Here is a 13,281-nt window from a genome sequence, read left to right as displayed (position 1 = left end):
AATTCGAACACTTGCGCGAATAGTATTTGGTCTGTACATTGGAGTCATGGACTTCGGGGGAATGTTCGCCAGACTTTCTGATCTGGCAGGGGATGCGACTCTGGTCGCCGGGGATGATGCTCAGGTGTCGTCGCGTACGGTGGCGGTTATTCGACTCAATCATGTAGTGGAACAACTACTTTTCCGACTGGTGGGTGAAATTGACACTCGTGGGATCGCGCAGAAATCCGGAAAGGGATCTACGGCGAAGCTGCTACAGGAAGCCGGGATGGCGCCAGTGGTGGCCCACCGCTACGTGCGGGTGGGCAAAGCACTGAAGGACATTCCATCGGTCGCATCGTACGGGGTGGACGGAACACTCTCGGGTGAACACATTGACTCGATTGTAAAGGGCCTCAGCCATATTGAGCGACGCAACCCAGAGCTGCCCGATTCAGATCGGACTGATTGTGTGCGTGGCCTGCTGGCCGAAGCATTGACCACCAGTCCGTCGGCGGTAGCGGTTCGGGCACGGCATATGGCGCTGGTGTTGTCGCCACCGGATAAGCCGATACCCGATGCCGAGAATCACGAGCTCAATGAGTTCTCGTTCGGGACCGGTGACGACGGGCGCAGTCACGGCACATTGGACCTGGACAACCTGCTGGGCGAGAAACTGCGGGTGGCGCTCGATCCGTTGTCCAAGCCAGTACCCGAACCAGATGGATCTCCCGACAGTCGCACGACTGCTCAAGTGCGCGCGGACGCGCTGGAGCAACTGCTCGATTCCTACCTCGAACAAGAAGACCGACCGACGCGCGGCGGCGCGAAACCCCACGTCAACCTGACGGTGTCACCCGAACATCTACAGGCAGTACAACTGCGTGGATTGGGTGGTGTGAAGCCGCCCGAGTTGGCGGCGTCGTTTGAATGGACCGGCCCGGCCTCCGCATCGACCGCGCAGATGGTGGCCTGCGATTCGGTCATCACGAAAATCTTGGTCGACAACAACATGGTTCCGCTCGACGTCGGTCGTGACCATCGGACCGTCACACCCGCGATCCGGAAGGCCTTGATCGCCCGGGACCGGGGATGTGCGTACCCAGGGTGCGGTTGCCCGCCCGGGCGGACGGACGCCCACCACATCGTGCAGTGGAGTCAAGGCGGGGTCACCAGCCTGACCAACACCGTTCTCCTGTGCCGGCGCCACCACCGGTACATCCATCACATTCGCTGGGAAGTCTTCATCGGTACCGACGGGCACCCCTGGTTCATCAACCCGGACGACGCCACCAAAACGCCTCTGCGATCCCACGCCCGCAGGACCATGACGTCCGACCTCGCCGCCGCATAACCAGGCGAGGCCGGAACCGCAAGACCAGAACCCTACGACGACATATTCCGAGAACCCCGAGCAGCGTAGAACCATCTGCGCAGCAAGATCTTTGAGAACTTCATAGTGGGGGACTGTCAGAACAACGGTGGATCTGATCTTGGTTTGACACGCCGAGCATTGCTTGGCGGGAAGGATCAGAGATGTCCGAAACACTCGAATCCATGACAAACGAGGTGGATCAAAAACAGTTGGCTGAGCAGCTCCTGGCGCAGGCCAAGGAGCAGGGCGTGGATTTGATCGGCCCGAACGGGCTGCTCAACCAGTTGACGAAGAACGTGCTCGAAACCGCGTTGGATGCGGAGATGACCGAGCACCTCGGCTATGACAAGCACGACCCGGTCGGTCGCGGCAGCGGCAACTCCAGAAACGGGATGCGATCGAAAACGGTGTTGACTGAGATCGGCCCGGTCGACATCGAGGTGCCACGGGATACGAACTCCTCGTTCGATCCGCAGATCGTCAAGAAGCGCCAACGCCGTCTGACTGGGATCGATGAGATCGTATTATCGTTAACGGCAAAGGGTTTGACGACCGGAGAAGTCGCAGCGCACTTTCAGGATATCTATGGTGCGTCGGTGTCGAAGGACACGATTTCCAAGATCACCGACAAGGTCGTTGCCGAGATGACCGAGTGGGTCAACCGGCCCCTGGATCGGATCTATCCGGTGATGTTCATCGATGCCATCCACGTCAAAATCCGGGACGGGCAGGTGACGAACAGGCCGATCTACGTGGCCATCGGCGTCACCGCCAACGGCGAACGCGACATTTTGGGGTTGTGGGCCGGCGACGGCGGCGAGGGCGCCAAGTTTTGGCTCTCGGTGCTCACCGAAATCAAGAACCGCGGCACCGCCGACGTCTGCATCGTCGTCTGTGATGGCCTTACCGGTCTTCCTGATGCGGTCACCGCGGTATGGCAGCAGGCGATCGTACAAACGTGCATCATTCACTTGTTGCGCAACACCTTTCGCTACGCTTACCGTAAGTACTGGGACCAGATGGCCAGGGACATCAAGCCCGTGTACACCGCGCCTTCCGAGGCTGCGGCCAAGGAACGTTTCGTCGAGTTCACGGCGAAGTGGGGCGGGCAGTATCCGGCGATCATCCGGTTGTGGGACAACGCCTGGACCGAGTTCATCCCGTTCCTGGACTATGACGTGGAGATACGCCGAATCATATGTTCTACCAATGCTATTGAGTCGATCAATGCCCGCTACCGGCGGGCGATCCGGGCTCGAGGGCATTTCCCGACGGAGCAGGCCGCACTCAAATGCCTGTACTTGGTCACCAGATCGCTAGACCCCACCGGCCGCGGTAAGGCACGATGGGCAATGAGGTGGAAGCCAGCGCTCAACGCGTTCGCGATCACCTTCGAAGGCCGGATTACCCCGACCGGCAACTAACAGATGCCATGGTCGGATCCGCCGTTAATCTGACAGTCCCCATAGTGGAGCTCGGTGCCGGGTGTCAGGCGATCTCGACTAGCTCAGCCGACAGTCGGATCTGCCAGTGCTTGCAGGAAGGCGGTGACGTCGTCGAAGTCCGGGAGCAGCCCCGATTCTTGGGCTTGTGCCAATGTTGGTGCAGCGGTGTCTTTGTCGGACAGTGTGTAGGTCAGGGCGCTGCCGTCGCGGGCGGTGGTGGGCAGGTCGAGGCCCAGGGCCGGGTCCAGGGGTGAGATGCCGTGTTCGCCGGTGGGGTTGTAGCCGGCCGAACACAGGTAGGTGACCACCGAATCGTCTTGGAGGCAGAGGAAGGCGTGGCCAAGGCCTTCACCGACGTAGAGGGCTTTGCGGTTGGCGTCGTCGAGCAGAACACCATGCGAGGTGCCGAAAGTGGGTGAGCCGACGCGGATGTCGACGACGATGTCGTAGATGGCGCCTTTGGGGCAGCTGACGTATTTGGCTTGTCCGGGTGGGACATCGGCGAAGTGCACACCACGCAGGACTCCGGCCGCAGACACCGACAGGTTGGCTTGCTGGAGGTCGAACGGGTGGCCGATGGCTTCGGAGAGCAGGTCGGCGCGGAACGATTCCATGAACAGCCCGCGCGGGTCGCCGAACATCTTGGGGGTGATGACGAAGGCGCCGTCGATGGGCAGCGGTTCGATCTGCATGTCTAGAAGTCCTTGCCGCGGTCGAGGAGGTCGAGAAGGTAGCTGCCGTACCCGGACTTGAGGAGTTTGGTGGCGGCGGCTTGGAGTTGGTTGTCGTCGATGAATCCGCGGCGCCAGGCAACTTCTTCCGGGACAGCGATTTTCAGGCCTTGGCGTTGTTCGACGGTACGCACGAAGTTGCCGGCGTCCAATAGTGAGTCGAAGGTGCCGGTGTCGAGCCAGGCGGTCCCGCGGGGCAGCACCTCGACCTGCAGGCGTCCTTGGTCGAGGTAGGTGCGGTTGACGTCGGTGATCTCGTATTCACCACGGGCGCTGGGTTGCAGGCCGGCGGCGATGTCGACGACGTCGTTGTCGTAGAAGTACAGACCCGGGACCGCATAATTCGAGGACGGGTGTTCTGGTTTTTCTTGCAGGTCAACGGCTTTGCCGGTGGAGTCGAAATCGACCACACCGTAGGCCTCGGGGTTGCGAACCCAATAGGCGAAGACCGCGCCGCCGTCGATGTTCTGGAAGCGGTTGAGTTGTTCACCCAGGCCCGGACCGTAGAAGATGTTGTCGCCCAGGACCAGCGCCACCGAGTCGTTGCCGATGTGATCGGCACCCAACACGAAGGCTTGCGCGAGACCGTCAGGGCTGGCCTGAACCTGGTAGGTCAACGACAGCCCGAATTGAGAACCGTCACCGAGCAACGATTGGAACGCAGCCTCATCATGGGGCGTGGTGATGATCAGGATGTCCCGGATCCCGGCGAGCATCAGGGTGCTCAACGGGTAATAGATCATCGGTTTGTCGTACACCGGCACGAGCTGTTTGCTGACACCCTGAGTGATCGGATGCAACCGCGACCCGGTTCCCCCGGCCAGAATGATTCCGCGCATGGTTCACACCTTAGGGCGCAGGTCCTGCGGCTGCCCACGCCTGGTCAGGTCGGTAGGGTTGCAGCAGCGAATGGAGGCAACAAATGCGGGTAATGGTCACTGGAGGTGCCGGATTCATCGGCGCCAATTTTGTGCATCGCACCCTGGCGACCAGGCCAGATGTGCACATCGTGGTCCTGGACAAGATGACCTACGCCGCCAACGCGCAATCCTTGGCGCCCGTCGCCGACCGCATCGAACTCGTCGAGGGTGACATTGCCGATACTGCGCTCGTCGATTCTCTGGCCGCCAACACGGACCTGGTGGTGCATTTCGCGGCCGAATCCCACAACGACAACTCCCTGGCCGACCCCACCAGCTTCGTCCACACCAACCTCGTCGGCACCTTCTCACTCCTGGAAGCAGTCCGCACACACGGTGTCCGCTACCACCACATCAGCACCGACGAAGTCTACGGCGACCTCGAACTCGACGACCCCGACCGCTTCACCGAAACCACCGCCTACAACCCCTCGAGCCCCTACTCGGCCACCAAAGCCGGCAGCGACCTCCTCGTCCGCGCCTGGGTCCGCTCCTTCGGCGTCCAGGCCACCATCTCCAACTGCTCCAACAACTACGGCCCCTACCAACACATCGAAAAATTCATCCCCCGCCAGATCACCAACGTGCTCTCCGGCATCCGCCCCAAGCTCTACGGCCACGGAAAAAACGTCCGCGACTGGATCCACGTCCACGACCACAACGACGCCGTCTGGACCATCATCGACAAAGGCCAAATCGGCGAAACCTACCTGATCGGCGCCGACGGCGAAGCCGACAACCGCACCGTCATCGAAACCATCCTCGAACTCACCGGACAGCCCACCGACGCCTTCGACTTCGTCACCGACCGCCCCGGCCACGACCTGCGCTACGCAATCGACTCCACCCGACTACGCACCGAACTCGGCTGGCAACCACAATTCCTCGACTTCCGCACCGGCCTCGCCGACACCATCGACTGGTACCGCAACAACCAAAACTGGTGGCAACCACTCAAAGCCGCCACCGAAAACAAATACGCAACCACCGAAAAAGTGGTCGAGTAGGTCTCAGCTGTTGCTGCGGAAGTAGTCCACCGTCCGCGCGATGCCTTCGGTCAGCGATACCGCCGGCTTCCAGCCGAGCACCACACCGGCGTGGGAACCGTCGATCGACGAATCGCGAACATCGCCGAGGCGGGCCGATTCAAAGGTCGGGGTGTCGGCGGCGCCGGCTGCCTCGGCGACCATCGTGTGCAGCTCCCGATCGGATGTTTGCACTCCGGTGCCGACGTTGAAACGCCGGCCCCCACCGTCTTCGGCCGACGCCAGGACAAACGCGGCGACCACATCGTCGACGAATACATAGTCGCGGGTGTTGCCGCCGTCGCCGAACAGCTTGGTCGGCGCTCCGGCGAGCAGGTGTTTGGCGAAGATCGCGACAACACCCGCCTCACCGTGTGGATCTTGGCGTGGCCCATACACATTCGCCGGAGCGATATGAGTGCAGTCGAGTCCGTAGAGCGATCGATACATGTTGAGGTAGACCTCGCCGCTGACCTTGGCTGCGGCGTAAGGACTCATCGGTGCCAGCGGGGCGGTCTCGGCGACCGGAAGGTGCTCGGGTGAGCCGTAGATCGAGCCACCGGACGACGTGAAGACGATCTTGCGGGCACCGGCAAGTCGCGCCGCTTCGGCGAGCCTGATCGTTCCCAGTACGTTCACCTGCGCATCGAACAGCGGATCGGTCACCGATGCCCGGACATCGATCTGCGCCGCGAGGTGGAAGATCACCTCCGGCTTTGCCTGTCCCACAACATCGTTGAGGTCGATACTGGTGATATCGCCTTCGATGACCGAGGCACCACGATCGATCGCGGCGGCAAGATTCCCTCGGCGACCCCGCGAGAAATCGTCGAGGACGACCACCTCGTGGCCTTGGTCGAGGAGCCGATCGACGAGGGTGGATCCGATGAATCCGGCTCCGCCGGTGACCAATGTGCGCATTATCCCGTCCCGTTCCGGACTTCTTCGGCGACCTCGTAGATGGTCACGTTTCCTTGGCGATAGATCTCCCGCAATCCCGGCGCCCCGGACTCACGTAGTTCCAGGTAGGGATCGCCGAAGTAGCCCTCTTCGGGTCTCGGTGGCCCTTCCTGGAACGTCCAGTAGCTGGGTGGGGCGTCGATCACGTAGCGGATCCCCATGTCGCGCACGATCTGATCGATCGCCGGGTCGCTGCCGATCTCGGCGACATTCCAGTGCAGGTCGGTCTGCCGCTGACTGAAATCGTTGGCCCGGTAGAACGGGAACATTGGTTTGAGATCTGCGACCGGATACATCCAGCCGGTGCCCTGATCGAGGTTGTTGAGGATCACTGTGCCCCGGGCATCCGGTTGCTGCGCCAGCCACTTGTAGGCGGCGACGTCTTCGACCCCGATCCGCACCTCGCTCCGGTACCGCGTGGCGATCGTTCCGTTGTCGGCGTAGCGCCAGACCCCGCCGGCCAGCACGAGCAGCAGACCCATCCCCGCCACAGCGGGAAGCAGGAACGTGTTGCCGCGGAACCTGTCTCGGGTGGCGAACAGACCTGCCACCCACAACACCACCACACCCACGCCGATACCGGCGGCTGTCGCGGTGAAGATCGACACCACGAACGTGAGCCGATGCTGCGAGTTGTAGAAGTACCCACCGAGGACACCGGAGAGCGATGTCGGGATCACCGGGAGCTCGGTGACGGCATTGGCTGTGGTGATCACAAACGCGATCCAGGCCGCGACCATCCCCCAGCTACGCGACCACACCAGCCAGCCCAACCCGATGAACGCCGGGATCAGGAGGTAGATCAGCGGATAATCGCGGCTCAGGATCTCGGTGCCGCCGAAAGCAGCGCGGGTCATCGCTTGTGCGGCTGTCGCTCCTTCGTCGCGGGAGTCAAAACCGGACAACTCGTTGTTGTCCGACATCTTGAGCGTCCCGACGATCACCGGACTGATCAGCACCAGCGCCAGCGCTCCGATTGCGGCCAGGCCGGTGAAGTCGCCGAGCCGACCACGAACCGGCGCCCACAAGCGTTGCAGGAGCCACCAGAGACCGACGATGACGGCGACGACCACCAGTCCGGATGGATGTGTTGCCGCCGTTCCGGCGATGGCCAGAGCCGCGGCCAGGATGCGCCGCCGGTCGGTCAGCGCCGAACAGACCAGGACCGCGGTGACCGGCGCGAGCGACACGCCCACCGCGTTCGGCACGGCGGTGAAAGCCAGCTCGACGTACGGAAGCGACGGGAACACCGCCGTGATCGCGGCGGCCAACGCACCGAACACCGCAGCGCGGTCGGGATCAAGCCGGCTGCGGCCCAGCCAGTACGCGAGTGCCCCGATGCTGATCGGCAGCGTGAACGCCAGCACCGCCGGCGAGTAGATGTTGTAGATCTCGACGGTGTTGGCGCCGGTCAGCGGGTACAGCAGCGAACCCAGGGCATGCCAGGTGTCCGGGTAGTAGTTGAAGCCACCGGTGTCGGTGTTCATCAACTCGCCCATGTGCAGCGCCGAGGCGTCCCCGGTCTGGTGAATCCAGAGCAGCGCGTCGGCATGCCAGAGCGCATCCCACACCTGGGAGATGTTGTTGAGGCCGAGGAACGTGGTACCCATCAGCCGCCGGATCGACGACATCATGATGACCACCGCGCCCAGCAGCACCCCACCGGACATCAGGAGCAGCGACCGCCGGCCCGGGCCCGCGGTGTCGGCGGCAATCGGTGTCGGAGCCAGCCAGCCCAGGCGGCGCGCGCATCGATCCCAGCCCCAGGCGATCAGCCAGCACACGACCACCATGAGCAGTGCGGTGAACAGATTCCAGGGAATGGAGACGGCGCCGTACAGCACGGTGAAGAGACCGATCATGCCAAAAGTGAGAGGCGCTCCCGCCGCGACGGCCACCGGCCAGGGCAACGACATCCGTCGGCCGACAAGTGCGCCGGGCACAATCATGATCACCGCGGTGACCACCGTGACCCAAGCGGCCAGCAGCATGCAGATCCCATTCGTTCGGTTGAAGTGTCGTTCTCGGGTTCGGTTAGAACCTTAATCGAGAGCTTTGCGCACTAAGTTGGAGCATATGGACTGGCCACGTCATATCCCGACATTGACGGATCGGGTGATCACGCTACGCCCCCTGACCAGCGGCGATGCGCCATCAGTGCAGGCCGCGAGCCAGGATCCGCTGACCGCGGAGTTCACCGTGGTGCCGAGCCCGTACACCGCCGCCGATGCCCGCGACTTCGTGGACAGCCGCTCGGTGCGCGTGTGGCCCGGCTTCGACCTCGCCATCGTCGACGACGCCAACAGCTTCCTCGGTCTGTGCGGGCTGCGCGCCGAAGACGACGACGCGATCACCGCGATCGGGTACGCGGTGGCACCTTGGGCCCGGGGCCGGGGCATCGCCACCCGGACGACCCGGCTTCTCATCGAATACTCCTGGCAGATCGGAGCGGTGCGGGTGGGTCTGGACGCCTACGCGGAGAACGCCGCATCACGCGCGGTCGCCCGCAAATGCGGTTTCATCGAAGAGGGCATCCTGCGGTCGGCGGCCCAGGGCAAGAACGGGCGTCGTCACGATCTGGTCATGCACGGCCTGCTCCGGACCGACCCCGGGGCGTAGCGACAGCCGCGCTCAGACGACGTCGTAGATCACGTGCGTTGCCGTCGATGTCGCGGTCACGCTTCGCTGAACGAGTGTGCGTGTCGGGCCGCCGGTGAACAGCGGCGTCCCCGCGCCGAGCACAACAGGCGCGACGTGCAGGCTCAGCACGTCGACCAGTCCGGCGGCGATCGCTGAACCGATGGTGGCACCGCCGCCCATGAGCACCACATCGAGATCCCCGGCGCGCTCACGCGCAGCGGCGACGGCGTCGGACAGACCGGTGGTGACAAACGTCCAGTCGAGCTCGGTGAGCCGCATCGACTCCGGCGGTGAGCTCGTCACCACCACAAACGGCGGTCTGCCGACCTCACCGGCGCCATAACCGACCTCGTTGTCCCAGCCGCCCGGCCCGTCGACGATGTCAAAGAGCCGGCGGCCCAGAATGACTGCACCGGAGCGAGCGGTCCCCTCGCTCAGGACCAGTCGATCATCGGGATCGTCGGAAAACGCCCACGTGTGCAGGGCTTCGCCGCCGTCACCGAGACCGTTGTCCGGGCCGGCACCGGGTCCGGTGACATAGCCGTCAACGGAAACCGAGATGTCAGCGATGATGCGAGTCATACCGGAACAGACCGGATTCGGCGCCCGAACTCATCGCTCAGGCCTCGCGAGCAGCCAAGATGTCGAGGATCTGACTGACGAGGGTCTCCGAATCCGTATCGGTGGTATCGATCACCAGATCGGGATTCTCCGGCGCCTCGTAGGGCGTATCGATACCCGTCAGGCCCTTGAGTTCTCCGGCGCGGGCCCGCGCGTACAACCCCTTCGGGTCGCGGCGCTCGCACTCCGCCAGCGGGGTCGCCACATGGACCTCGATGAAGGGGAGGTCCGCGGCCGAACTGAGCGCACGCGGGATCTCGCGGTCCGAGCGCAACGGTGAGACGAGCGACGCGATGGCAACGACTCCGGCATCGGCGAACAACCGGGTCAGGTGACCGACCCGGCGAATGTTCTCCGCGCGGTCTCCCGCCGAGAACCCGAGGTCATCGGAGAGTCCGTGGCGGACGTTGTCGCCGTCCAGCAGGTACGCCACCCGCCCGGATTCGACCAGTTCCCGCTCCAGGGCAACGGCCACAGTCGATTTGCCGGAGGCCGGTAGCCCGGTCAGCCAGATGACCGCGCCCCGTTGGCCGACAGCACCCCACCGATGGCTACGTTCCAGCGCCGACGGATGCCACTTGATGTCGTTGCGTTTACGTTCACCGGGTTTGACGACCCGGGCCTCGGTGATGGTGCCGGCGCCGACGGTGTCGTTGGAGTTCTCGTCGATCAGGATGAACGCGCCGACGTCTTTGTTCGACGAATACGGATCGGCGATCACGATCGAACTGGTGCGCAGTGTCACGGTTCCGACATCGTTGAGCACCAGCTCCACCGGATTCTGGTCTTCGCCAAGGGTTTCCGGATCGAGTCGGCTGCTGATCTCCTGCACCGTGGCCCGCACTGTGCGGGTGGCCTGCTTCAGCCCGATCCGGTCGCCGGCCCGCAACGGCGTCTTGGAGAACCAGCAGACGGTGACATCGAGTTCCCGCGCGGACACCGGAAGGTGCGCGTCGTCGGCGCCGCTGACGATCATGTCGCCACGGCCGACGTCGATGTTGTCGGCGAGTTCGACCGAAACCGACAGCGGTGCAACGGCAATGCTGCGGTTGTCGTCGAGGGTGTCGAGTGCGGTGACCGTGCTTCGGGACCCCGACGGGAGCACCAGGATCGGATCACCCACCTGCAGGGTGCCCGCGGCCAAACGTCCGGTGTACCGGCGCCGCTCCTTGTCGTCAGGGCGCGAAACCCATTGCACCGCAAGGCGAACCTCGGTCGGCAATGGTGCCGGCGCGGTCAGTTCGACACCTTCGAGGTACTCCAGCAAGGTCGGCCCGGTGTACCAGGGAGTGTTGTCGGAACGGGTGACGACGTTGTCGCCGATCTTGGCTGCCAAGGGCACCACGGCAAGGTCTTTGACTCCGAGTCGTGCTGCAAGCGTGTGCAACTCGGCCTCGACCTCCGCGAATCGCTCTTCGCTGTAGTCGACGAGGTCGATCTTGTTCACGGCCGCGACAAGATGCGGGACCCCGAGCAGCGTCGCGATCCGGGCATGACGCCGGGTCTGCCGCACCACACCGGCGCGGGCATCAACGAGCAGCACCGCGACATGGGCGTTCGACGCACCGGTGAACATGTTGCGCGTGTAGCGCTCGTGCCCCGGGGTGTCGGCCAGGATGAAATTGCGTGTGGCCGTGGAGAAGAAGCGGTAGGCGACATCGATGGTGATGCCCTGCTCACGTTCGGCTCGCAGGCCGTCGGAGAGCGCTGCGAGGTCGGCCACACCCTCGGTGTCGGTCACGGATTCGAGGTGGTCGATCGGCAGGCTGTCGGTGTCGTGCAGCAGGCGCCCGATCAGGGTGCTCTTACCGTCGTCGACCGATCCGGCGGTGGCGAGCCGCAACAGTTGGCGAGTCATCAGAAGTACCCTTCTCGTTTGCGGTCTTCCATGGCTGCGGCGGAGGTGCGGTCGTCGGCGCGGGTCTCTCCGCGCTCGGACACCGTCGACGCAGAGATCTCGGTGACGACGTCGGCGATGGTGACCGCCCGGGACCGGACCGCGCCGGTGATGGTCAGGTCGCCGACTGTCCGGTACCGCACCCACTCGACGCTTGCGGTCTCCTCGTCGGCAGGGCTGGTGTACTCCGAGGTCGCCAGGAGAATTCCGTCACGCTCGAACACTTCACGTTCATGGGCGAAGTAGATCGGTGGCAGTTCCAGGCCTTCGAGGTCGATGTACCGCCAGATGTCGAGCTCGGTCCAGTTGCTCAGCGGGAACACCCGCACCTGCTCGCCTTTCCGGATCCGGCCGTTGTACAACGACCACGGCTCGGGTCGCTGCGACCGGGGATCCCACTGACCGAACTCGTCGCGGAAGCTCAGCACGCGCTCCTTGGCCCGGGCACGTTCCTCATCGCGCCGGGCGCCACCGAACGCGGCGTCGAACTTACCGGCCTCGAGAGCATCGAGGAGGGTTCTGGTCTGTAGCCGGTTGCGCGATCCGGCCGGACCCCCGACCTCCTGGACCCGGCCGGAATCGATGGATTCCTGCACCGACCCCACGATCAGTCGATGGCCACCTTCGGCGAGCCGGCGGTCGCGGAAGTCGATGACCTCGGGGAAGTTGTGGCCGGTGTCGATGTGCAGGACCGGAAACGGCAGTGGCGACGGCCGAAACGCCTTCTCCGCCAACCGCAACAGGACAATCGAATCCTTACCCGCAGAGAACAGCAGGACCGGTCGTTCGAGTTCGGCCACCACCTCCCGGATGATGTGCACAGCCTCGGCTTCGAGGATCCGTAGTTCGTCGACGTGCGTGACGTCGTCGGTGATCTCGGTGGTCATACGGGCAGTCCCCTTTGCTCTGCGTCTTCGCGATAGCGCTCTACCCACTCGTTCGAACGGCTGTTGGCCTGCCGCTCCAGAACCGGCGGTGGTGCCGAGGCCGGATCGAGCCCTAGTTCGATCAGGATTCCGGCGACAACCTTGGTGGTATTACGGGCCAGCTCGTTGTAGCTCACCTCGATCGGAGTGATCGACTCCTGCGCGAACCACTGCCGCCAGCCCTTTTCCTGGTTTCGCAGGATGGTCACGAGATGCGCGATGCCGTCCGCGTGGTACTCCGCGGCGTCATCGAGCGCCTGCGGCGCCTTACCCCGCCAGACCTGCGTCTGCACCGCACGCCAGAACGACACCGCCTGCGGCACCACGTCTTCGCGGTTCACCTTGATGAACAGTGGTTCTTCACCGAGCACGTCGATCAGCGCCGAGCGCAGGTCCGTGCCACTGCGACCCGTCAGACCGGCGGCATGCTCGATGACCAGCGGGGTCTGGTTCCACATCAACTTGCCACCCCACACTCCGTTGCCCGTGCGGCCGTGGCTCCAGATCCGGGTTCGCCACTCGTCGCTGGTCTCTGTCGTCGGGGTACCAGGATCGAACGGCGCCAGCAGTTTCAGGATCTGGGGGTCCTCGACCCCGGCGAACCACTGCCTCGGCTGCGGTGCACGCGATGTGCTGGGCAGGTACTGGAAGTATTCCTCCGGCTCACCGGCGACGCCGGTATACCGCAGGGATTCGACAAGCAAGGTGCTGCCACTGCGCTGAGATGCGCACACAAGATAAGACCGTGGGCCGGGTGCCATG

Annotated in this window: 12 protein-coding genes; 4 read left to right on the top strand and 8 right to left on the bottom strand. The window is 63.8% G+C overall.

Annotated features, from left to right (window positions below; translation table 11 throughout):
* Positions 1-46: 46 nt before the first annotated feature.
* Complete coding sequence (locus tag H290_RS29885) at positions 47-1,333, top strand: HNH endonuclease signature motif containing protein (RefSeq protein WP_036520424.1); 1,287 nt, start codon at positions 47-49, stop codon at positions 1,331-1,333.
* Positions 1,334-1,536: 203 nt separating this feature from the next.
* Positions 1,537-2,778 (top strand): IS256 family transposase, encoded by a 1,242-nt coding sequence (locus tag H290_RS0126475; RefSeq protein WP_369758851.1) that lies wholly within the window; start codon positions 1,537-1,539, stop codon positions 2,776-2,778.
* Positions 2,779-2,861: 83 nt separating this feature from the next.
* Here the strand turns inward: H290_RS0126475 and H290_RS0126470 are convergent, their stop codons facing one another.
* Both H290_RS0126470 and rfbA read right to left on the bottom strand, forming a co-directional pair.
* The gene (locus H290_RS0126470; RefSeq protein WP_020109885.1) at positions 2,862-3,491 is read right to left on the bottom strand and encodes a dTDP-4-dehydrorhamnose 3,5-epimerase family protein; all 630 of its coding nucleotides are present in this window, start codon (positions 3,489-3,491) and stop codon (positions 2,862-2,864) included.
* A 2-nt stretch (positions 3,492-3,493) separates the two neighbouring features.
* Positions 3,494-4,369, bottom strand: coding sequence for a glucose-1-phosphate thymidylyltransferase RfbA (gene rfbA / locus H290_RS0126465; protein ID WP_020109884.1), 876 nt, complete (start codon positions 4,367-4,369; stop codon positions 3,494-3,496).
* An 83-nt stretch (positions 4,370-4,452) separates the two neighbouring features.
* Between rfbA and rfbB the strand changes: the two genes are divergently transcribed.
* Positions 4,453-5,457, top strand: a complete 1,005-nt coding sequence (gene rfbB, locus H290_RS0126460) for a dTDP-glucose 4,6-dehydratase (protein WP_028463736.1) — start codon at positions 4,453-4,455, stop codon at positions 5,455-5,457.
* 3 nt (positions 5,458-5,460) lie between these two features.
* On the opposite strand, the gene H290_RS0126455 is transcribed toward rfbB, so the two are convergent.
* On the bottom strand, positions 5,461-6,396 hold the full coding sequence (locus H290_RS0126455; RefSeq protein ID WP_020109882.1) for an NAD-dependent epimerase/dehydratase family protein: 936 nt from the start codon (positions 6,394-6,396) through the stop codon (positions 5,461-5,463).
* Complete coding sequence (locus tag H290_RS0126450) at positions 6,396-8,426, bottom strand: DUF6541 family protein (RefSeq protein WP_020109881.1); 2,031 nt, start codon at positions 8,424-8,426, stop codon at positions 6,396-6,398. The genes H290_RS0126455 and H290_RS0126450 overlap by 1 nt, the downstream gene beginning before the upstream one ends.
* Positions 8,427-8,511: 85 nt before the next feature.
* On the opposite strand from H290_RS0126450, the gene H290_RS0126445 reads away from it, so the two are divergent.
* Positions 8,512-9,054, top strand: coding sequence for a GNAT family N-acetyltransferase (locus tag H290_RS0126445; protein ID WP_020109880.1), 543 nt, complete (start codon positions 8,512-8,514; stop codon positions 9,052-9,054).
* A 12-nt stretch (positions 9,055-9,066) separates the two neighbouring features.
* Here the strand turns inward: H290_RS0126445 and H290_RS0126440 are convergent, their stop codons facing one another.
* Genes H290_RS0126440 through H290_RS0126425 form a run of 4 tightly spaced genes read right to left on the bottom strand, consistent with a single transcriptional unit; the run spans position 9,067 to position 13,280 of the window.
* Positions 9,067-9,657 (bottom strand): dihydrofolate reductase family protein, encoded by a 591-nt coding sequence (locus tag H290_RS0126440; protein WP_020109879.1) that lies wholly within the window; start codon positions 9,655-9,657, stop codon positions 9,067-9,069.
* 37 nt (positions 9,658-9,694) lie between these two features.
* The gene (gene cysC, locus H290_RS0126435) at positions 9,695-11,554 is read right to left on the bottom strand and encodes an adenylyl-sulfate kinase (protein WP_020109878.1); all 1,860 of its coding nucleotides are present in this window, start codon (positions 11,552-11,554) and stop codon (positions 9,695-9,697) included.
* Positions 11,554-12,480, bottom strand: coding sequence for a sulfate adenylyltransferase subunit CysD (gene cysD / locus H290_RS0126430; protein WP_020109877.1), 927 nt, complete (start codon positions 12,478-12,480; stop codon positions 11,554-11,556). Before cysD ends, cysC begins: the two co-directional genes overlap by 1 nt.
* On the bottom strand, positions 12,477-13,280 hold the full coding sequence (locus tag H290_RS0126425; protein ID WP_028463733.1) for a Stf0 family sulfotransferase: 804 nt from the start codon (positions 13,278-13,280) through the stop codon (positions 12,477-12,479). Before H290_RS0126425 ends, cysD begins: the two co-directional genes overlap by 4 nt.
* Position 13,281 lies beyond the last annotated feature (1 nt).

Origin of the sequence: Nocardia sp. 348MFTsu5.1 (genome assembly GCF_000383535.1) — a bacterium.
Taxonomy (GTDB): domain Bacteria; phylum Actinomycetota; class Actinomycetes; order Mycobacteriales; family Mycobacteriaceae; genus Williamsia; species Williamsia faeni.
This window is presented reverse-complemented; position numbering and strand designations above follow the sequence as displayed.